Source organism: Pseudomonas canadensis (assembly GCF_030980095.1).
GTDB lineage: Bacteria > Pseudomonadota > Gammaproteobacteria > Pseudomonadales > Pseudomonadaceae > Aquipseudomonas > Aquipseudomonas canadensis.
The window spans coordinates 2,371,840-2,394,349 of the sequence record NZ_CP133298.1 but is presented as its reverse complement, the minus strand read 5'-3'; the positions used below and the strand labels follow the sequence as shown (position 1 = coordinate 2,394,349).

8 protein-coding genes are annotated in these 22,510 nt (G+C 63.9%); all 8 read right to left on the bottom strand.

Annotation, left to right across the window (positions count from 1 at the left end; translation table 11 throughout):
* Positions 1-91: 91 nt before the first annotated feature.
* The gene (locus tag RB216_RS11180; protein WP_308908698.1) at positions 92-12,664 is read right to left on the bottom strand and encodes a filamentous hemagglutinin family protein; all 12,573 of its coding nucleotides are present in this window, start codon (positions 12,662-12,664) and stop codon (positions 92-94) included.
* A 184-nt stretch (positions 12,665-12,848) separates the two neighbouring features.
* Complete coding sequence (locus RB216_RS11175) at positions 12,849-14,030, bottom strand: substrate-binding domain-containing protein (RefSeq protein WP_028619771.1); 1,182 nt, start codon at positions 14,028-14,030, stop codon at positions 12,849-12,851.
* A 316-nt stretch (positions 14,031-14,346) separates the two neighbouring features.
* Positions 14,347-15,558, bottom strand: coding sequence for a type II secretion system inner membrane protein GspF (gspF, locus tag RB216_RS11170; RefSeq protein ID WP_028619770.1), 1,212 nt, complete (start codon positions 15,556-15,558; stop codon positions 14,347-14,349).
* Entirely contained in the window at positions 15,558-16,976 is a 1,419-nt protein-coding gene (gspE, locus tag RB216_RS11165; protein ID WP_068936209.1) for a type II secretion system ATPase GspE, read from the bottom strand. The genes gspF and gspE overlap by 1 nt, the downstream gene beginning before the upstream one ends.
* A 796-nt stretch (positions 16,977-17,772) precedes the next feature.
* Positions 17,773-20,076 (bottom strand): type II secretion system secretin GspD, encoded by a 2,304-nt coding sequence (gene gspD, locus RB216_RS11160; RefSeq protein WP_028619768.1) that lies wholly within the window; start codon positions 20,074-20,076, stop codon positions 17,773-17,775.
* Positions 20,073-20,585: a type II secretion system protein M gene (locus RB216_RS11155; RefSeq protein ID WP_028619767.1), complete on the bottom strand. Its 513-nt coding sequence runs from the start codon at positions 20,583-20,585 to the stop codon at positions 20,073-20,075. The genes gspD and RB216_RS11155 overlap by 4 nt, the downstream gene beginning before the upstream one ends.
* Positions 20,578-21,636, bottom strand: coding sequence for a type II secretion system protein GspL (gene gspL, locus RB216_RS11150; RefSeq protein ID WP_308908697.1), 1,059 nt, complete (start codon positions 21,634-21,636; stop codon positions 20,578-20,580). The genes RB216_RS11155 and gspL overlap by 8 nt, the downstream gene beginning before the upstream one ends.
* Positions 21,633-22,502 carry a type II secretion system minor pseudopilin GspK gene (gene gspK / locus RB216_RS11145; protein WP_308908696.1) on the bottom strand — a complete coding sequence of 290 codons (870 nt, stop codon included), beginning with the start codon at positions 22,500-22,502 and terminating at the stop codon, positions 21,633-21,635. Before gspK ends, gspL begins: the two co-directional genes overlap by 4 nt.
* Positions 22,503-22,510 lie beyond the last annotated feature (8 nt).

Here is a 22,510-nt window from a genome sequence, read left to right as displayed (position 1 = left end):
CGGGGCGCAATTGTGGGGGCTTGTAGAGGTGAGGGGCTGCTTCGCAGCCCAGCGCGGGGCAAGCCCGCTCACCACAGGTCCTTCTGTAAATCTACAGGCTGATCTGCTTGCGCTCCTCATCTGTTAGCCGCGCCCGCGCCTGTTCACTCAGCGGCCCCGCGCCCAGTACCTGCACCGGGCTGTCGGGGTTGTAGCCGGAGGTTTTCTGCGCTGGCGCAGGTTCCTGTGGCAACGGCTCGCTGCCGAGGCTCAACACCTCAACCGTCATGATCGACGGCCGGCCCTGCTTGGACGCCGCCTGCTGGCTGCGCGCCGCGTCTTCCGCGGCCTGGGACGCCGCCGCCCCGGCCGCGCTGGCCGATGTCATGGCGTTGGTGTTGACCGCGGCAGACACCGGCACCCCGGACGACTTGCCCTGGCTCTGGATGTTCGCTGCGTTCACCACGCGCAAGGCGGCGATGTTGACGTTGCCCGACACACGAATGCCCGCCTCGCCCGCATCGATGGTGCCCAATGGCGCGATCAGGTCGATGTCTCCTGCCGGCACTTCCGGAATCGGGTTGAGCGTGGCGATCCCCGCACCGGTACTCGGCACCGACGGCGACAGGCCCACATTGCCCCAGTTGTCATAGACACGCTTGGGCGGCGTGTACACCACAGTGGTCTTGGAGCCGCGACCGGCGTTGATGTCACCCTCGCTGGTCCAGCCCATGATCGAACCACCGAAGGTGGTCATGATGCGGCTCTGGCCGAGCAGAATGCTGCCCATGGAATACAGCTGGATATCCCCCGCACCTTGAGTGATCACACCCGCCGTCGACGGTGGCGCCTCGCCTTCGATGCCGAAGGTCTGGCTGCCGCCTGGGGTGAGCATCTGGATCGAGCCACCGAAATTGGTGTGCACGCCCGAGCCGCCGAACAGTGTGATGTCGCCTTTGTAGGTAATCGGATTGCCGGCCACGTCCTTGTCGGGGAACAGCGCTGCAATGGCGGCGCGGCCACGCAGGTAGCTGCCCTGGCGCACGCTGCCGTCGGTGTTGTACTCGCGCCCTGCGGCCTTGAGTTCGGCAAAGTACAGGTTGCGGGCAAACACTCGTTGCTGCTCGGCGGGCAGCGCCGCGTAGTAGGCGCGTGCCTGCTCGGTATCGCCAACAAAACCGAAGCGCTCGGCGAGCCAGGTGACCAACTCGTTTTCGTACGTCTTGGCGACCTTATTGCCCTGAATCGACTCGCCAGGCTGCGCCAGGTTGGCGGGGTTCAGGTACGCCTCGACGAAGCGCAGGTAATCCGGCCCATGGGGGCCGACGCCCGCCTGCATGACGATACTCGCCCCAGGACGGTTGTCCCCGGCCAACAGGGGCCCGAAGCTGGTCACGCTGGACTCGCCCAACGCCCCGGAACCGGTCAGGAGGATATTGCGCCCCGCCGACAGTTCCAGCAGGCCGGGGCCGGCGACCTGGAAGTTGCTGTACAGAATGTCGCGGCCGGCGGACACCACGGAGATGTCGTTGGGGGTGTTGTGAATGATCAGGTTGTCCTGGGGGAACATGGTTAAGCCAGCAGGCGAGCTCTGACCGAAGCGCCGACCGCTGCTGACGATATCCCGTCCCGCCATCATCCATACCGGCCCATTGCCCTCATACCAGGTCTGGCCTTCATGCAAGCTGCCCGCCGTTGTACCGAAGGTGATCACGCGGCCACTGCTGACACCGACCAGATCGCCGTCTATTGCGTAAAAACGCGCAGGCTCAGCATTGCCATCGGGTGACAGCCCAGCCGTACCCGGCCCGAATACAAACAACGGCTGGCTGCCCGAGTTGCCGTTGACCGACAGGTTGCTCGCCTTCACCGTGTTGCCGATGCGGCCCTGGTACGCCGGATGCCAAGGGGTCGCCATGGTGCTCTGGGCTGTCCCGGATTGGCTGACGGTCATGCCACCGGCGTAGATCGAATCCTGGGCCAGGAACTGCAATTGGCCGTTCTCGCCGGGCGCCAACAGCAGTGGGTAAGTGTAGTTGTCGTCGCCATTGGCCTGCGTCTCTGCCGCCTTACCGTAATACAGACTACCGCCGGCTGCCGTGGCCCTGACGATCGATGGATAGACCACCGCCAGGTCGGCCGTCGCGTCGGATCGACTGAAGGGCGTGAGGTTGCCGCCCAAGGAAAACAGGTCGATCGACGTGCCCTTGGTCCACAGTGTGAACCAACTGGTACCAGTGCCCTGTTCAGCCCCTTGAGCGAAGGGGGACAGGTGGGAGAGTACGACCCGCCCCGGGTCTTCGACGTTCTGCACCACCAGGTCACCCAGGGTCTGCAGATTGAACGTCGCATCACCCGGCACCAGGGTCATTCCACCGCGAGCAGCGCCGCGGGTCGCGACCAGTGGATCATAGGCACGGGTTTCGCCGGGGCTCTGGAACCTGGCGATACTGCCATACATCATGTCGACACTGCCCACGGTGGCGCTGCGAAATTGCACGTCACCTCGCAAGTTGACCAGTACACCATCACGATGGTCAGCGGTGCCGGCAACGCTGGCCGGGTTCAGTGCCCCTCCGATGCGCACGCGCAGGTCACCGCCACCGGTCAACTGCAAACTGCCATCGCTGGCGACCCGGCCCGTACTGCCCACAGCCAACACCAGGCCCTGGCTATGCGGGTTCGCCTCGACATGGCTGGCGCTGTAGCCCAGCGTGTTCAACACGCCGGCATCGCCGCCGACGTTGACATCCACGTTGCCGCCGCCAAGGGCACCGAAACCGGTGAAACCGAGCATCTTGTCCGCTGCCGTCGTTGCGGTGTAGCTGCCGAAATTGATCCACCAGGCCGTCGGCTGGGCTTGCCCGCCCGTCCCCACGTCGCTGCTGCCCTGGCGCCACAGCCAATTGCCGACGGCAGCGGAGTCCACCCCTGCATCCTTGGGGTTGGGTCGCGCGGGGCTCAACGCGGTGAGGCTGGTGATATGACCGGCCAGGTCCCCTCCGACATTCAGCGTCAGGTTGCCCCCTGCCTCCGGGTACCAGGCCCGATACAGGCTGGTAAGCGAGCCATTGACAAACTTTTCAAAGAAGCTGCCGGGGTCGCTCAGCACCGTTTTACTGGACGGGTCAGTGCCTGTCGGCGTCGCCTTGGGCAGGTTGTAAGGGTCGCCGGCAAAGGTACCGGTCGACGAGGTGCCGGCCGTGTAGACGCCGTACAACGAATCCATGCTCAGGTTGCCCGCACTCAACAATTCCAGGTCGCCGGTGCCGGTGCGGATGACGCTGAATCGCGTGCTGGAAGGTGTGGCGGCGTATTCCTTGTCCGCCTTCAGCAGGCAGAACTCAGGCGCACTGCCACACACCTCAGCCACAGTCGGGTAATCAATGCTCTGGAAAAACGCATCGGTCATCTCGGTATTGACGACCACAGTGACGCCTTGACTTGCCAACTGATCAACAGCGTATTGGGTGAATACATAGGTGACCTTGGGCTTGCAGTACTCCGGCGTTGCGGCACAGAAGTCCTCGATTGAACCCAGCCCGAAGCCATCGAGTACCGCCTGATCAATCGGGTCGCCTTCCTTGACGACCACACCGGCAAAGCCCATATCAATGACTGCCTGGGCGGTCCAGGTTTGTACGCCTTTGGCAGGTATTTCCTTGGCAAACATGCCGTAGTGGTTATCCGCCAAGTGAATGTCACCACTGCGCGGGTGGGCTTGCAGGATACGGCTGTCAGCCGCCTCGGTATCGGCGCCCGCTACCAGGCGCAACGACCACGATTGAGTGCCTTCGGCCAGCATCGGCGAGATCGCCCACACCTGGCCGGCGCCGCCGGAAACCCCGACGCGCAGTTGCACCGACGTCGCCCCGTTGGGCAGCTTCACATCGGTGCCGGCGGGGATGAGCCCGCCTTTTGGCAAGGCCTTGCTGCCGCTGAGCAGTACGATGTTATTGCTCAGCGTTGCGCCGTGCACCGTGGGCAGCGGCACGCCTTTGGGCCAGATCATGGCTTGCAGGCGGGTGCCCTCGGTCAACAGCGTGCCGGCGCCCAGTTGCGTGCCCGCCACCAGGGTTTGCGCCTGGCTGAGCAAGGTGCCAGCGGCGAACAGCAGGTTGCCGCCAGCATCGCGCACATCCGCCGACAACACGCTACCGGCGGGCACCACCAGGTCCTGAGCCAATGTCGCGGCCACCGGCAAGCGCGTGCCGGCCGCCACGGTCAACCCTTTGATCGGCAGGTCGTAGTTAAGCGTGGCGCCGGCTGGGAAGGCGGTGCCATCGGCGAGGGTCACGCCATTGCCCGGCACCACGATATTTCCGCCACTGAAATCGACACCCGGCAACAGCACCCAGCCTTTGTCATCCTCGGACACCGGCGGCTTGGCGAAACCGTCGTTGATGCTGCCGTAGATATTCAGGTCGCCGCCGGCACGCAGGGTCAGGCTGCCGGACTCGCCGCTGCCATACACCGCGTTGTTCTTCTGGCTGGTGGGGTTGAGGCTGGCGTAGCGATAGCCGGACAGGTCCAGATCGCCTTGCACCACCAGGTCGCCGTCCGGGGTCTTGCTGACGATTTCCACGCCTGGGCGCAGGTGGAAGGCATCGGCATACGTGGCGTTGTTCAACCCGGCGAGTTTGTTTTGCAACAGATCGTTATTGAGCAGCGCGGCATTGATAAAAGCCTCGCTCAAGGCGTGCTTGCCATCCAAGTAACTCTGGGTGATCTCCTGATACGGCCTGCCGCTGGCGGTCGGGTCGGTTTTCTCCGGGGCATCGTCGTAGGTGGCCATGCCGTTGAGGGTAATCGAGCGCGCGCCCTGAATAGTCAGGCGCCCGCTGGCGTCGATATTGATGTCATTGCTGCTGCCGTCCGGGTTGAACAACCGTGGCGCGTTCAGCTCCAGGGTGCCGCGATTGCGCCCATCGTTGCCGGTCGCGCCGTCGGTGCCGTGGCGCAGGTCGATGCGCACGCCATCGGCCAGGGTCAGTTGGCCGGTGCCGGAGCCCAATACCACCATGGCGCGGTTCGGCGCGTCGATGATCTTGCCGTAGCTGTCCACGCGCAGCTTGCTGCCATGGGCGTCGAGTACCGCCGTGCTGTCCAGGGTCAGGCCATTTTTGCCGGCCAGGTTGATGCTGCCGACCCGCTCGCCGCTGGCGTCCACCAGGCCATTGACGCGCAGGCTGCCGTTGTCCAGCGACACGCTGATGGTGCCGGCCTTGAGCCCGTTGCCGATGGTCAGGTCACCCTGCTTGAGCTGGAAGCTGCGCGCGCCGAACACTTGGCCCTGGTTGAGGCGCTGGTTGAGCTCGGCGAACTGTTGGTCGAGGGCGCCGCTGCTGCCCAGGCGTTGCGCCTGGATTTCCACGGTGCCGGCCTGGTATGGCATTGAAGTGCCGCCGGCCAGGTAGTGGCCGCTGCTGCTGCCGAGGATTTTGCCTTGCAGGTCGACGATGCCCCCGGCCGCGTCCGTTGCCACGGCGCGCAGTTTGCCGGCCTGGTTGTTCTTCGCGGACAGGTCAATGGTCGACCCCGCCGCCTGCAGGATATTACCGCTGCGGCTGTCCAACAGCACATCGCCGCCCCAACCGTATTGGGTCACGTCGTTGAAGGGAATGGCGCGACCGGCCACGTCGATCAACGCGTCATCGGTCAACACCACATCGCCACGCGCGCTGAGGCTGACTTTGCCGCTAGGCAACACCACCGCGCTGGCCAGCCGAATGCTGTCGCCTTGCAGCGAAAGTTCGGCCCCCTGGCCACTGGCCGCACCACGCGGGCCGGCGGACGCGCCGATGTCGATCGCACCGCCCGCCTTGATCACGTTCACCGAGCCGGCTTCACCGGTCATCAACGGCGTGCGGATAGTCAGGTTGCCGCCGCTGTACTGAAAGCCGCTGACCGGGTCATAGGCGCCCTGGCTCTGGTACACCGACAGGCTGCCCTTATGGTTGGCCGTGATGCGCTCGCTGGCGTTCAGATTGACGTTGGCAAAGCCCAGGGCCAGGCGGTCGAAGCTTTTCACGTTGCTCGGCTGGCCAAAGGCGCCATAACCGAACTCGATCCGCTCGGCGTTGACATCCAGGCGCCCGCTGCCGGTGCCCGCGCCACCCGCTACCACCGCGCCCGGAGGCGTGATCGCGCCCAGCCAGATCAGGTTGGCGGTGTGGATCGTCGCCACGTCGTTGGCACCACCGGCACCGTACAGGGCCGGGGTGGACAGCATCAGGTTGCTCAGCAGCGATTTGCCGGTGAGCGGGTCATAAGTGTCGAGTACCGCATTGCCGTAGAAGTTGAACCCGTCGCGGGCCGAGAGCTGCAGGGTTTCCAAGGCAGGTGCGCCGAACTGCGTATCGCCACGCAGCAATCGATCAAGCAGCGCCTGGCTGAGCGTCAGCCCGGCCGGCAAGCGATTCGTCGCCGCCGCTGCGGCCAGGGCGTCGGCGCTGCCCAGGTTGATGGTGCTCACGCCCAGGTTCAGGTGACGGGTGCCGTAACGCACCTGGTCGCCGAGTTGAAAGGTGCTGTCGGTCAGGGCCACGATGCTGCCGTTGGAGTACAGCCCGGTCTGGCCACTGCACGCACCGCTGCTGCAGGCACCGATGTTGATCCCCTGGCTGATCACACTGCCCACCTTGGGCGCACTGATCACGTTGAGCAGGCCATTGGACACCGCCAGCATGTTGGCCACCTGGTAGATATAGCCGTCGCGGGCATCGTAGCTGGCATTACCGCGCCCCAGGGTATTGATCGAAGCACCCTGCTCCACGACGATGGAGCCGGTATCACTCACCAGGAACACTTCCGGCGCGGCAAGGGTTGCGCCATTACGCAAGATCACGTTGCTTTGGGCGCGGTTGACCCCGCCCGCCAGGTAAATGAAGTTCCCGGACTGGCCGTACTCCACAGCCGTCATCCCACCCACCATCAGCCGCGAAGCACCCAATGCATTCAGGCTATCGGCGTTGAAGGTGATGCCGGCGAACCCGGCTGTCGCCGCCTGTCCTGCGCCAACCACTTCGATCCCTTGCTGACTGCGGTCGATGACTGCCACCGTGCCGCCATACCCACCCGATGCCGCGCCAAAGCGCCCGATACCCTGGAACGAGAAGGCCTCGGCGCCGTCTCCCGGACGCAGGGCCAGTTTCAAGGTTTTCGCGTCGGCCTCCAGCATCGGCCGTGGCACGCCCAACCTGGCCGCATCGGCCCTGGCGAATTGGGCGTAACTGGTTTCGTTGTATTGGGAATAGCGCCGCAGGGTATCGGCAGAGGTCAGGATCAATTGGCTGGCCACGCTGTTGCTGATCCCGGTATGGGCAATCGACAGGTGCCCGGCAGTCGCCCACGAACCGTTGCGCATCAAGGTGGTCGCGGTGCCGCTGCCCAGCCCGGCCAGACCGTTGATTTCGACGCGGAAGGCGCCTGGCATCAACGCGTAGGTCGACGGCATCAGCGTGTACGTGCCCGCCGGCAACCCCGGCACACCGGCGCCGATGGTGATCTGCTGACCAACCAATGGCGTCACGGCCCCGCCCTCTCCTGCGACCGGCGCGGCGTCCGGCTGTATCCCCGGCACAATGGCATAGATCGGGTTGGTGGACAGTCCCGGCAGCACGAACCCGCCATTGGCGCCAAATTGCACCAACGGGCTGTAGCGCGCATCCGTAGAACCACCGCGCCCGGAAACAAAGCCGGCGCCCAACAGATCGCCTCCGCCGGACAAGTCCAGGGTGGCGTCCGGCAACACGCTGATCGACTTGCCACCCAGCACGACACCGACATTCAGGTCAACTTCACGGGAGGGCAGCCCTCCCTGACCGATAAATTTTACAGTCTTGCCGTTGTACTTGTAGACCTGGCCGTCCAGCGTTCCGCCGTAGGGCAGCACCAGGCCCTTGCCACTCACCGAGGTCAGGCTGCCGGGCAGCAGTTGCACCACGCTGCTGCCCATGCTGCCGATGTCGATCAACCCCAAGGGCGCGCGTACCACGCCCCCTTGGCGCACGGTGGCCGCGCCCAGTTGCAGGCGGCCGAACGCCGAATACGGGATAGGCGCATCGGCACTGCCCACGCGGCCAATGGTCAGCGTACGCAAGGGATCGAAATCCAGGTCAAGGGAGGTGGTGGTCGACTGCCCAAGGTAGCCGGCGATGACGCGGGCACTGACTTCACTGGCCGGGTACAGCTGCGCGGCGCGCAAGGTCATATCGCCCTGGGTCAGCAACTGCGTGCTGACACCGGTAATGATGTCGTTCTCGGCTGCACCGGCGAGAAAACGCAGGTCGCCCTGGCTGGTCAGGTTGACCTGATCGAACCCGCGACGCTCAAGGCTGGCCTGGCTGTTATCTGCCCGGAACAGGCTGCTACGGTTACCGAAGATGACATTGCCACGCACGTCGATCAGGCTGCCGGAGGCATTGAATTGCGCCTCGGTTGCCCGCTGGGACGGGGCCGGCAGCACCGGTATCGGTCGCACATAGAGGTCCTTGCCCGTCTCTTCAGGCGCGAGGAACCCCGCCAGCAGCAAATACGGTGCCGACAGATTGATATGCGAGTTGCCCGCTGCGGTTTCGCTGAGGCCATAACCACGGCTGTACAGGCGCAGGCTCTGGCCCATGTTCAAGGTCACGTCGCCATCAACGCTCAACAGGCCGTTGCTCATCAGCGCCAGGTTATCGAAACCGCCCGCGCTGACTTGATCCACACCCAACCGACCATGCCCGTACTCCAGACTGGCGGCCGCATCTTCCGCGGTGCCGGCCAGCGCCGTCGGCTGATACACCTGACCCAACACCAGCTCACGCACCTTGAGGACGCGGTCAGTGACGGACGCCTTCTGGTAATACGGGGTGTCCAACGCCACATTGAGACTGCCGCCCGCCGCCCCGGCGCCACCGGCCCTGGCGACAAAACTGCCATCCAGGTACAGGCCATTATTCGACGCCAGCGTAATACTGCCGCCATTGCTGGCCGCTTGCACGGCGCCCTGCCCCGCCACGTTTATCAGGGCTTGGGTGCCGGACGCCTCCAGGCGTGCGCCGTTACGCACCACCACGAACAAGTCACTGGCCTTGGCCAGGCCGGTGTTGAGGTCGAACGTGCCGCCAATGTTGATGCTGCCGCCGTCACGCACCAGGCCATAGGTGCGCCCACGGTTGTCCACCGCCGTCGCCGCCCGAGCCGCGACGTCGATCACCGCCTGCTCGCCGACCCAGATCGAGCGGCCATGGCCGATGGCATTCACGGCTTCAGAAGCACCCGTCGTCAAGCCGCCCAGGCTGACACTGCCGCCCCAGGCGTTGAGCGTGCCGTCCAGCGTCAATTGGCCGACGCTGCGCAAGTTGATCGCCTGGCCGGGGTCCACATTGATGACCGCGCCTTGGCCCACAGTGAGCGCCGTGGTCGCCAGTTGCGCGGCGGTGGAATTGACATGGCCGGCGGTAAGGCTCAAGCCGGCGCCACGGCGTTGGGTCAGCACACCTTTGGTGGCGTCTTCCTGATACAGCGGCGGCGTCCAGCGTTCCAGCGCGGTGGCTGGATCGCTACCTGTTGGCATACCCGAGGCTTGGGCACCTAATCGGTAGACCGGCAGGCTGACATCGACCTGAGTACCGTCCGTGACGATCAGCCCTTCATTACCGGTGATGTCGTAGGCCGAGAAGCCCTTATTGAAGAAATCACCGGCCAGTTTCAGGGTGTCGCTGCCCAGCGCGTTGGCGCTTTCGCCGATCTGTACCTTATGCGCCTGCAACGCCAGGGTGCCGCCGCCGTTGACGCCGTAGCCGCGAATATCACCCTCCAGGGCCAGCTCACCGAGGGCGCCCAGGGTCACATTGCCGCCCTTGCCGCCAGTGAGTTTGCCATCCACGCCGAGGGTGGCACCGGAAGACGCATCCACCACACTGCCGGCGGCCAGGTTCACGTTGCTGGAACTGCGCAACGACACCTTGCCACCATTCACGTACGCCACACCCGCGTTGGCAGCCGGATCCAGCGCCAGGTTGTTCCAGCGGCCACTGGTGTCCAGCTTGACGCCAGCAGCGACGTTCACACTCGAACCACCGGCCAGGATCGTATCCGCCACCGCACCGGCCTTGAGCGGATCGACCTGGCTGAGAATGTTGCCGGCGTTGATACTGCCGCCGTGGGCCGTGAGGTTGGCATTGATCTGCACACCCGGCCCGAACAAGGTGATGTCGCCACCGTCCGCCACACTGAGCGCGCCATTGACGGTCACCTGCTGCTTGGCAGCGACCTTGACCGCGCCCAGCTGATAGCCATTGAGCTGATCGCTGTCGAGCAGGATCTTGCCCTGGCGATCGAGCGGCAGCACGGTGCCTAGGTCCAGGCCTTCGGCGATTTTCTGGGTGTTGCTGTCGATCAGTACCTGGTCGGAGGTACCACTGAGGGCATAGCGCAGCGTGCCGGTGGTTTTGTTGTAGATCGGAATGTATTGGCCAATGATCAGTTGCGCACGCTGGGCCCTGGCTTTCTGGGATTGCTGGTAGCCGTCGAGATTGATGTTGGGTGCCTGGGTCTGGCGGTCACCCTGGAACACATCACTGATCAACTGGCCTTCCAACACTGCGCTGGCGGTGCCGACGACCAGCTTGCCGGCATCGCGGCCCACGGTGTAACCGGCTTCGTAACGACGCTGGGGAGCGATCAGCGGGTTGTAGTAATACTCGGTCTGGCCCCAGCGCGCGCTGTTGTCTTCATAGCCCTTGTAGAAACCGGAGTAGAGAATGTCCCCCGGCGCTTTCGACAGCTCATACAAACGGCCATTCGGGCCTTTGAGCCAGGTCTGCTGGATGTAACCGGCCTGCACATCCACGGTGCCGCCCGACAGGTTGATCTGCGCGCCCTGTTGGGTCACCACCTCCTTGCCGGTAAAGGTCACGGTGCCGCCCTGGGCCATCCACTCGCCCACCGAGTGGCCCTGGGTGCCGAGGTAACCGCCCACTTCCAGCAAGCCCCCGGCGGTGTACCAGCGATCGGTGGCGTAGCCGTTGGTGCCGGCCGGTACAAACACCAGCTCGCGCAGGTCGACCCACACGTCATTGTTGATCAGTTGCCCGCCGTCGCGGTTGACCGGCGCATCGCGCTGCTCGTTGCCCTGCACGTTGATCTTGATGTTGTTGGCTTCCATCGCCACCTTGACGCCGATGGCACCCGACACGTCGATCATTGCACCATCACGCACCAGGCTGCGCTGGCCGGCGCTGACCGCTACCTGGCCGCCGGTAGCCAACGTGATCGAACCTTTTTGGAAGTCCACGGTGCCGCCGCTGACAATCTCGATGCGCGACTGATCGGTGCGGTCAACCACGGCGCTCAGGTTGTTGAACTGCCCGGTGATCAGGTTGGCAGGCGTGCCGTCGAGCTTGATCAGGCCGTTGTCTTTCTGGCTGTTAAGCGCCGTGCTGCCGCTGGCGTCGAGCAGGATCGCGGTGGTGCTGCCCTCGCCCAGGGTCACGCTGCCGCTGGTGTCGCTGGCGGCGTTGAGCAAGTGAATCGTGCCGCGTGTATCCACCGAGGTGCTGGCCAGGGCCACGCCATTTTGCTGCACCTGGTGACCGGTCAGGGTGATGTCGCCAGTGGAGGCCATGATCAGGCCGCTGTTGGTGACTTTACCGGCGGTGCTGCCAGCCTTGAGGCTGGTCGCCACCTCATTGCCACGAGTAGTGGAACGGTCGTTGCCCGCTGTGCCGGCCCCTTTGCGAATGTAAAAGCTGTCGCCGGCCGCCAGGGTGGTCTGGCCCTTGGCAGTGATGATGGTCCCGGCGTTTTCCACCTCGCTGCCCAGCAGCAAGGCATAGCCGCCTGAGTCCGTGGAAGTGGCGGCAGTGCGTGTCTGGATCAGCGCGCCGCGCTGTACTTCCACCTTGCCCGCCGCGTCGGTGAACGTGGGTTGGGTGCCATTGGTGTCGACATACAAGCCGCGCTGGGTGAACTGGTCATCCGTGATAGTCGCGGCCGCCGCCACCAGGTTACGCACGTTGACCTGGCTGGTGCCGCTGAAGACCACACCGTTACGGTTCATGATCATCACCGTGCCGGCGCCGTTGATCTGGCCCTGAATTTCGCTGGGGCGCGCATTGGGGTCATTGACGCGATTGAGCACGGCCCAGCTGGACTGCTGCTGGAAGTCGACAGTGGTATTGCGCCCGACGTTGAAGGTTTCCCAGTTGAGGATCGCCTTGTCGGCGGTCTGCTCGATGGTCACCGTGGTCTTGCCGCCAGATTGGCTCTGGGTGGGCCCCTTGGCGTTGGTCCAGCCCTGGCTCAGGCTGTTATCGACCTGCAGGCCGCCCTTGCCCAAGCCATCGGGGATGTTCGAGACCTGGCCGAACGCCGCCTGACGCCCCGCCGCTTGCGCCGCCTGCTGGGCCGCAATCGCCGCGACACTGGTGTTCAACGTGCTGATGGAACGCGCCAACTGCTGCTTGACCTGTGCCTGCTGGTTCAGCGAAGGAATCCCCGGGACCTGGCCGGCACCGGTGCGCGCTGCCGTGCTCGCCTGGGACGCGCCCTTGTCGGCAAACCAGCCGGAACTGAACGCCGTGGCCGCTTGGGCATTACCGGCCACCATCAACAAGGCAATGGCCTGGGCCAAAGGCTTGAGGCGCAGGACTGTCACTGGGGCTTTGAGGTTAACCGGTGATTTGCAGCGAACCATCTGGAATCTTCCTTCTTTGTTATCGCGCTGGGGCCAAGACAGGCTCACGTATGAGGGTTAGGCGGTTGGCGAGGCGCGGGACTGAACTTCTGTCACGCAAAGTTCATGCAGGGCTGTTAACGCAAAAAAATCAGCAACGGCACAGGCCGTTGCTGATCGGTGTTGCAGGTCGTTGAAGCGAGGGTTACAGCGGACGACCAATGGCGTTGCAGACGCTGGTGTTGCCGATGCCTTGAGCGTTGGAAGCGGTGGCGAAGGTGTCACGCACGGCTTTTTTCCAGTTGGCTGGCAGCGGTACGAAGCGGTTGTTGCTGATGGCGGTGTCGTTGTTACCGAAAGCACCGTAGTGACGGGCGAAGAAGCCGCGCACTTGGGTGGTCTGGGTAGCGTCGGCGTAGCACTGGCTGAAGATCAGGTTAGTGAAGCCCAGGATCGGGTAGCCGCTGGATGGGTAAGCGAAGGTGGCTGGACCGCTTGCAGTGGCGGCAAATACCGGCACCCAGTTGTCCGGGTTGGTCGCGTCGATGAACGAGCCGTCCGCACGGGCTTCGGTTGGCGCTGGAACCAGGCCGATCGCAGCCGATACGTTGGCAGGTGCTGGGGAAACACCGCCAACCTTGGCCACTTTGGTGGCGTCATCCAGACCGGCCAGGGTGGGCGCAGCGTAATCCGGGCTCATGTAGGTGATACGGCCTTCAACGGCGTTCAGTGCATCCATCACGCCCTGGCTGCCAGTGGCGGCTACAGCCGTCGATGGCAGACCACCGCCGTAGCTCGAGGAGAAGGTGGTAGTTACTGCGAAAGGCTTGGCTTCGGTGCATTTGGCATTCAGGAAGCGCGTGAACAGCTCAGTGGTGCCGCTGGACTCGCTGCGGTACACCAGGGCGATCGTGCCAGTGCGGCCGGAGTTGGTGATCTGGTTCCAGTTGGTCAAACGACCGGAGAACACGCCGCACAGTTGGTCAACGCTCAGGTCAACCGCGTTGGTGCCGGCCTTGTTGAACGGAATGGCAACCGAAGTGGCTACCGAAGGCACTTGGATCAGTTTGCCCCAGGCCGGTTGCTTGGCAGAAGCATAGGTCGACAGCTCAGTAGCGGTCAGCTTCGAGTCGCTGCCAGCCCAGTGCACGTTCTTGTTAGTCACGCCAGCCACGAACTTGGTGTAATCGTTGGTCAGGAATGCAGCCTTGCCGTTGCCGCTGCCCACGCCGATGTACGGAGCGAAGCCAGTGGTGAGTACACCAGCGGTTTGATACAGCGGCTGTGGCAGGGTTGCGCCGCCGCCGTTGATGTCAGCCATTGCAGCCTGGGCCGAGCACAGTGCGGCGAGGGTCACGGATACCGCGAGAACGTTGCGCTTAAACATGAAGAATCTCCTTTCGTCGTGTTTGTACGTTTGGGGTAGAGGGCTCTTGCATGACGCCATGGCTTCTGCCCCAAGCCCTTTTGCGGGGGTGGCCAGGGGTTAAAACCATGGGAGAGAAAGTCGCAGTTTCCGATGACGGTTATGGGAAAAAACCTCGGGAGGAACACCTTGATTTCTAAAAAGATTCTCGGGTGTTTTGGTCACGGTTTTGAGCGGTTTCGGCGCAGGTGACAGCGAGGTTTCAGCAGCCATGGCTGGAGGCCGCACAGGGTGTGAAAATATGACGCAATAAGGAACCCGAGGTCGGTCGGGTGAGCTAGGTGACCAGTTGATTTATTTCAATGATCGGCAACAGCACCGCCATGACAATCACCAGCACCACCGCGCCCATCACCACGATCATCAGCGGCTCCAGCAACGCGGTCATGCCCATGGCGCGGCGTTCGATATCCCGCGATAAAGTCTGCGCCGCACGCTCTAGCATCGGTGGCAGCGAGCCGGTTTTTTCGCCACTGGCGATCAGGTGGATCAACACCGGCGGGAACACCTTCTCCACCGCCAACGCTGGGGCCAGGTTGACGCCCTCGCGCACCTTGGCGGTGGCGTCATTGACGCACTGGCTCAGGCGATCATTGGACAGGGTCTGCCGCGCCGCTTCCAGGGCGCGCAACAGCGGCACCCCGGCACCGCCGAGAATCGCCAGGGTCGAGGCAAACCGCGCGGTGTTCAGGCCCAGCACAAAACGCCCGATCAGCGGCAGGCGCAACACCCGGCTATGCCAACTCAAACGCGCCACCGGGTTACGCAAATACAGGCGCCAGCTCCAGAAACCGCCGACGATCCCGGCAAAACACAGCCAGCCCCAGGCGCGGATAAAGTCACTGGCGTTGAGCATCGCCAACGTCAGCCCCGGCAGATCCTGGCGCGCCTGGGAAAACGCACTGACCACCTGCGGCACCACGTAGCTCAGCAGGAAAATCACAATACCAATGGACACCAGCCCCACCACGCCAGGATAGATAAACGCAGTAAGGATCTTGCCACGCAGGTTGTTGCGCTCCTCGATGTAGTCAGCCAGGCGCTCCATCACTTGGGCCAGGTCGCCGGACTCCTCCCCCGCCGCGATCAACGCGCGATAAATCGACGGAAAATCCCGTGGCCGCGCCGCCAACGCGTCCGCCAGGCGCATGCCGCCGCGTACGTCGGCGCGCACAGCGGCCAGGGTCTGGGCAATGTGTTTTTTTTCGGCCTGCTCCACCGTGGCACTCAAGGCGGCTTCCAACGGCAGGCTGGCGCCCAACAGGCTCGCCAGTTGCCGCGTGGCCCAGGCCAGGTCGTTGTCCGACAGTTTGGCGGTGAACAGGCTGCTGCCCGCCGCTGTTTGCTGATTGCCTTCGATCTGCACCAGCAGTGCGGTCAAGCCCCGGCTGCGCAGGCTGGCAAATGCCGCGCTCTGGCTATCGGCCTCCACATGCCCGGCCTCGACTTTGCCGCTGGCATCGGCGGCTTCATAGCGATAGCGATTCATCAGGCGTCCCGTGTCACACGCAGGATTTCTTCAGGTGCAGTGGCGCCGCTGCGCACCCAGCGCTCGCCGTCTTCACGCATGCTGAACATCCCGGCACGGCGCGCGGCCAGGCGCAGGTCCTGCTCGTTGGCGCCCTGATGGATCAAACTGCGTACATCGTCATCGACGCAAAACAACTCATGGATACCCGTACGACCGCTGTAGCCGATCTGATTACACTGCGCACACCCGACCGGGCGCCACGTGCCAGGCGCAGCCGGGTCCTCCTGCTTGCAGTGCGGGCACAGGCGGCGCACCAGACGCTGGGCCAACACGCCGAGTAACGACGAGGCCAGCAGGAACGGTTCGACGCCCATATCGATCAGGCGGTTGACCGCCGACACTGCATCGTTGGTGTGCAAGGTTGCCAGCACCAGGTGACCGGTGAGCGAGGCCTGTACGGCGATTTGTGCGGTCTCCAGGTCACGGATTTCACCGATCATGATGATGTCCGGGTCCTGGCGCAGGATCGCCCGCAGCGCCAGGCCGAAGGTCATGTCGATCTTGGCGTTGACCTGGATCTGGCTGATGCCCGGCAGGTCGTATTCCACCGGGTCTTCTACGGTGAGGATATTGCTGGTACTCGCGTCCAGCCGCGCCAAGGCCGCATACAGGCTGGTGGTCTTGCCGCTGCCGGTGGGGCCGGTGACCAGCACGATGCCGTGGGGTTGGCGGATCAGCGTATCCAGGCGTGCCAGCAATTGCGGCTCCATGCCCAGGGTCTCCAACTGCAAGCGCCCGGCTTGTTTGTCCAGCAGGCGCATGACGACTCTTTCGCCATGGCCGGTGGGTACCGTGGACACGCGAATGTCGATGGGCCGCCCGGCTACGCGCAGGGCGATACGGCCATCCTGGGGCAGGCGTTTTTCGGCGATATCGAGTTGGGCCATGATTTTGATCCGCGAGACCAGCGCGCCGTGCAACGCTTTGCGGGGTGAAACCACGTCACGCAGGGTGCCGTCGACGCGGTAGCGCACGACGGAGTGGGTTTCGTAGGGTTCGATGTGGATGTCGCTGGCTTCGTCTCGGGCGGCTTGGGTCAGCAAGGCGTTGATCATGCGGATTACCGGGGCGCCGTCCTGGGTGTCGAGCAGGTCGGTGACTTCGGGCATGTCTTGCATGAGGCGGTCGAGGTCGACTTCGTTTTCGGCGGCGCCCACTACAGCGGCGGCGCTGCCGGTGTCGGCGTAGGCGCTGGTGAGCAGGCCGTCGAGTTCGTCGTCGCGGACCTGTTCGAGGTGGGTTTGGCCGAATTGGCGGTGGACTTCGCTGATGGACCAGCCGGGGGTTGAGGGGCACACGGTTAGTAGCATGCCCTCGGCGCTGGGGCGCAGGAGGAGGCGTTGGGATTTGGCCCAGGCGTACGGGAGTAGGCTCATTGGGTTGGACCTGTTTTTAGGTGTACATATCCGTTTTTTGGGTAACGGCGACTATTGGTTCCGCCCTTACGGCGGCTCACTTTTGAAAAGCGCAAAAGTAAGCAAAACGCTCTTGCCCCAACACTCGGCACCTCGCCTAGGCTCGGTGTGCCCGTAATCCGACAGTGATTTGGGGGGCCGCCGCCACGCGCCATCCATGGCGCGGGGCGGCTAAACCGGCATCCCTGCCGGTTTACCCCCCAAATCCCTGCCGAATTCCGGCCAGCGTGTTTGACGGGGCGCCTAAGGTCAAAATCAAAAGCAAGAGCACAGCGGCCTGACAGCCGGCTTGAGTGGTGTGGAGCAAAGGCAAGGGCAAACGCGGTCGTGTAGGAGCCGGCTTGCCGGCGATGGTCCTTAACGGTGACGCGGGAACATCTGGATGATCGCGGCGTTCTCGCGTTTTTCGCCGGCAAGCCGGCTCCTACAAGACCGCGTATCCACGATGCGAAGCGAGCCGCTTTTGCTCTTGCTTTTGATTTTGACCTTAGGCGCCCCGTAAAACCACGCTGGCCGAACGCAGGCTTGAATCCGTGGGTAACCCGGCAGGACGCCGGGTTAGCCGCACTGGGCCATGGATGGCCCATTGCGGCGGCCCACGGATTCAAGCCTTCGTTACGGCACACCGAGCCAAGGCGAGGTGCCGAGTGGTGGGGCGAAGGCCTTTTGGTTACTTTTGGGCCTTTCCAAAAGTGACCCGCTGTAAGAGCGGAACCATAAGTAGCCGTTACCGCAGCAACGGATATGTACCCGGCGCTCACTGCGGCACCGCCCTGATCACCGCCCGAGGCCCCTGCTGCTGCCCCCCAGGAATCGCCTTCTCCACCGAAGGCAACTGCGGCGCCTGCACATCCGGCATCGCCCAACTATGCTCCGGCTGCAACCCCCCTTGCGCCCGCCGCATAAACTCATACCGATTCAACGTAATACTGCGCCCCGCCCCACTGTCCCGAATAATGTAAGGCCGCAAAAACACCATCAGATTGGTCTTGTTCACACTGCGCTTTTCATTCCTGAACAACGCCCCCAACCCTGGAATATCCGACAACCAAGGCACCGCATCATTACTCTGGCTATACCCATCCTGCAGCAACCCGCCGAGCACCATGATCTGCCCGTCATCCAGCAAAATACTGGTATCGATCGCCCGCTTGTTGGTCACCGTCCCTGCCTCCACCGACGCCCGCGTATCCACCGTACTGACCTCCTGGTAGATATCCAGCTTCACCGTACCGCCCTCGGAAATCTGTGGCCGCACATTCAGCTTCAACCCCACCTCCTCACGCTGCACCGTCTGGAACGGGTTGTTGCTGGTGCCCCCGCCGCCAGTCACATAACTGCCGGTGACAAACGGAATCGTCTGCCCCACAAAAATGCTCGCCGCTTCGTTGTCCAGCGTCAGCAGGTTCGGCGTCGACAACACGTTGGTGCCACCCTTGCTCTTCAACGCACGCGCCAACACCTTGAGGTCGAGCACCTTGCCGATACCGGGAATATCCACCGTACCGTTGACCAAGCCCACGTTCAGCCCCTTGGGCAACACGTCGATACTGGTGGGGCTGCCCGGCTTGCCATTTACGCCGCTGCCGCCGAGATTCACGCCACCAAACCCGCCCTTGCCACCGAGATTGCCGGCCTGCCACTGCACGCCAAACTCAGTGGCATCGTCTTCGCCAACTTCCACGATCAAGCTTTCGATCACCACCTGGGCGCGGCGCTGGTCGAGCATGTCGATGACTTCACGCAGGTTGCGGTACAGCGGGTCCGGTGCAGAGATCAGCAAGGTGTTGGTAGTGGCGTCGGCCTGGATGGTCACACCCCCGGCGCTGAACGCGGTGTCCTGGTCTTTGGAGGTACCACTGGCAGTGTCGGTTGAACCCGTGGATTGACCGTAACCGGATTGCACACCACTGCCGGTGGGTGTGCCGCTGCTGTTTTGCGCGTTGCCCGCGCCTTGGCTGTTCTTGCCATTGCCGCCCATGGCGCTGAGCTTGCCACGCGCGTCGTCGCTGACGCCGGAATCGCTTTCGCCGGTCAATAACCCGCGCAGCGATTGCGCCAATTTGCCCGCCTGGGCGTTGCGCAGGTACACCACGTGCATGTTGCTGGGGTTGCTCTGGGCGTTGTCGAGTTTGTAGATCAGGTTGCGCGCCAGCTCGGTGCGCTCCGGGCTGCCGGAGCGGATGATGATCGAGTTGGAGCGCGGGTCGCCGATCACGTTGATCCTCTGGGTCTGGTCGGCGCCCTGGGTTTCCAGCAGTTCGGAGACCATGGCGGCGATGTCCACGGCGATGCCGTTCTGCACCATCACCACGTCGGTGTCGATAGCGCTGGGCGTGTCGATGCCGTTGATGATCTGCGCCACCCGCGCCAGGTTTTCCGCGTAGTCGGTGATGACGATGCTGTTGTTGCCGGGGTAGGCGTTGATCGGGTTGTTCGGCGACACGATGGGCCGCAGCACCGGGATCAGGTTCACCGCGTTCTCATATTGCAGACGGAAGGTGCGGGTCTGCATGCCGCTGCTGCCGGCGCTGTAGATCGGCCCACCGAGCAATTTGGCATCGGCTTCGGGCACCACCTGGGCCACGCCGCCGACGTCAACCACGCTGAAGCCCTGCATGCGCAGCGCCGCCAGCAGCATGTCGTAGGCCTGATGCGCCGGCACCTGGCCTTCGCTGACCAGGGTGAGGTTGCCCTTCACACGCGGGTCCACCAGGAATTGCTGGCCGGTGGCGCGGGACAGTGCGCGTACCACCGCCTGGATATCGGCGTCGACGAAGTTGAGCTGGACGGGCTGGTCACCCAACGGGTTGCGTGCCTTGACCACCGCCGGGGCATGGCCGCGTGCGCTGTTGGTGACCCGGTGTTGTACGGGAGCTTTGGGGACGGGTTCGCGCAGACGATCTTGCAGGGTCTCGCCGTTGCTACGCGTCTCGGCAAGTGGTTGGCCGAGCTCGCTGTCCACCAGCAACGGCTTGGGCGCCTGCTGGCTGCTGCACGCACTCAGGGCCAGCACCAGCAGCGGCGCGACCAGACGAAACGGGGGAACTGACCACTTCATGAAGCTTCCTTAGCGCCAAGCGCCTGATCCATGCGAACGGTCCCGGACACAGTGCCGGCCGAGTTGTCGACGGTGTCGAGGGTGCGCTGCAATCGCGCCTCGGACACCTCCAGGGAAAACGAACGGGTATTGCCCAGCAACCAACCCACCACGGCATCGGCCGGCGCGTTGTCGAAGGTCAGCCGCCACCCCGTGGGTTCCAGCGCCTGCAACTGGTAATGGCCTTGCAGACCCGCGCCATCCAAGGTCTGGCGCAGGGTGGCTTCGTCACCCTGACGGGGCGCGGCGACATCCTGCAACAGCACCTGCAAGGCTGCGGCCTGGGCGCGCAGCTTGGGGGTTTCGGCCTGCCAGTAATCGATCTTCTTCAGCGCGGGCTGCACCAGCACCAGCCAGGTCAGCAAGCTCGCCAGCACCAGCCCGGCACCACCGAGCAAGCGTTTTTCGCGCAGGGCCAGGCCGTTCCAGAACACCTGGGCCTGGCTGCGCACTCGCTGTACTTTATTCATCGCCGGCTCCTGGCTTCTCTGCGGCCTGGGCCGGGGCAATCGTCCAGGCATGCTCATCGCGGCTGGCGGTAAACCCGGCCTGGGCCAGCGCCGCCTGCCATTCACCCTCGGCTGCCGGGTTACGACTGTCGGCGAGCAATGCCACATGCAGACGCCCCTGCTCAAAGCTCAGGTTGTCGACGCTGCCGACCATGAATGGCAGGTTGCTGCCGGCCAGTTGCAGCAGGCTGGTAAAGCGTTGGCCGGGGTCGGCGGCCGCACCGGTCTGGCGGGCGGCCAATTGCTGTCGGGCTTGCTGCAGGGGGTTGAGCACCACTGGCAACTCAGGAAACGCTTGACGCACCTGTTGGCTCATCAAGGCTTTAAGGCGTTGGCCGTCCTCTACCTGACGTGCGGCGTACAGGTTGAGGCCGAGGGTCCAAATGGCGGTGGCGAGCGCGACACAAGCCAGCGCCCGGCCCCATCCAACAGTCGAAGGCTGGATGAGACCGCCGTGCAAGCCCCAAGTGGGTACAGGCCCACTCCAACGCTGCGCCGCGCCTACCAGTTGCACATCCAGCGCCTGCAAGCCGAGTGGGTGCACCGCGCCTTGTTGCAGGCTGTCACGTGTCAACAGATAGCCGTCATCCAACGCAGTAGCACCCACCGGCAAGGCATAAGGCGCCGGGTACAGACCGCGTAGTTTGATTGGCAATTGCGCGAGCCGCGCCAACCCAGCCTTGGGCACCCACGCGACGTGCACGCGCCCGTCGTTTTCGCGCGGGCCGTGGGCCACCTGCATCTGTTCGACCGGGCCGAGGATCAGCGCCTGCGCCGCGCAGGCCACCGCCGCCGCCGTTTTCGCGGCGGGTAGCGGTGGCAGCTCCAGGCTGGTGAGCAGGCTGTCGCGCGGGTGCAGGAAACAGTCGATTGCCTGGCGGGATGTAGCCAATTGCGTCAGGCTTTCATACCCCTCTTCAATCACTGCGCCACGCTCCAACCAGGCAAATCTGACCCTGCTGTCAGCGGTCAATTGATCCAGGGGCGGCAAGCCGATGCGCAGGCGTTTCATACGCCCACCCGCGACCAGATGACGCGCGGCTGACGGTCTTCCGGGCGATGCAACAACGCGTCGATCGTCACCCGCCGCTGCTCGCGCCGGGCCTGGCCCTGCACGCGAAACCATTCACTGGTGATGCCCACCTGGACTGTGTCCACCGCCACTTGGGGCAGCCGCAGGCGATTGACAAAATCCCCACGGTTGATGAACCACTGCCCACTGTCGCGCTCGGCCACCAGCCCGTGGGCCTGGGACAGGCTGAGCTGCGGCACCACCGCGCTGAGCACTTCGGCGCTGGCGGTGTTGCCGTTGATCCAGGTCTGGCCGGGCAACACGCTGATGTAGGCCTGCATGCGCTGCAACATGACGGGGTTGAGGCCTTCAATTCCACTCAGGTCATCCAGGCTGCGTAGCATCGGGTATTTGGCGGGCGGTTCATAAGAGGCAATCACCCGCTGGCTTATGCGCCGACTCACGGCCGGATCGACGCCGATCAGCCGGCACAGCCGCTCGAAACTCTGTAACTGCTCGGCATCCACCTGCTGGCGATTGACCAGGTTGCGCAGGTTGAACTTGCCCTGCTCGTCCTCGATCCGGCCCTCAAAGTCGCCCCTTTGAGGGCGGGCCCAAGGCTGGTCCAGGCGGGTCAGCACGTCCTTCTGGCGTGCGTCCCAGAGCATCTGTCGGCTGCGCTCAAGGCCACCCTGCAACAGCCACTGGCCCTGGATGCGCAGCTGCTCGGCTTCCAGGCCGCGGGTAAACACGGTCTGGCGCGTGAGCATGGCGCCGGCCAACACCGCGACCACCGCAGCGATCAGCAAGGCGCTGATAATCGCCATGCCGCGCTGCTTCGCCGCTGGGGGCGAATACCGTTTCATAAGGGGCC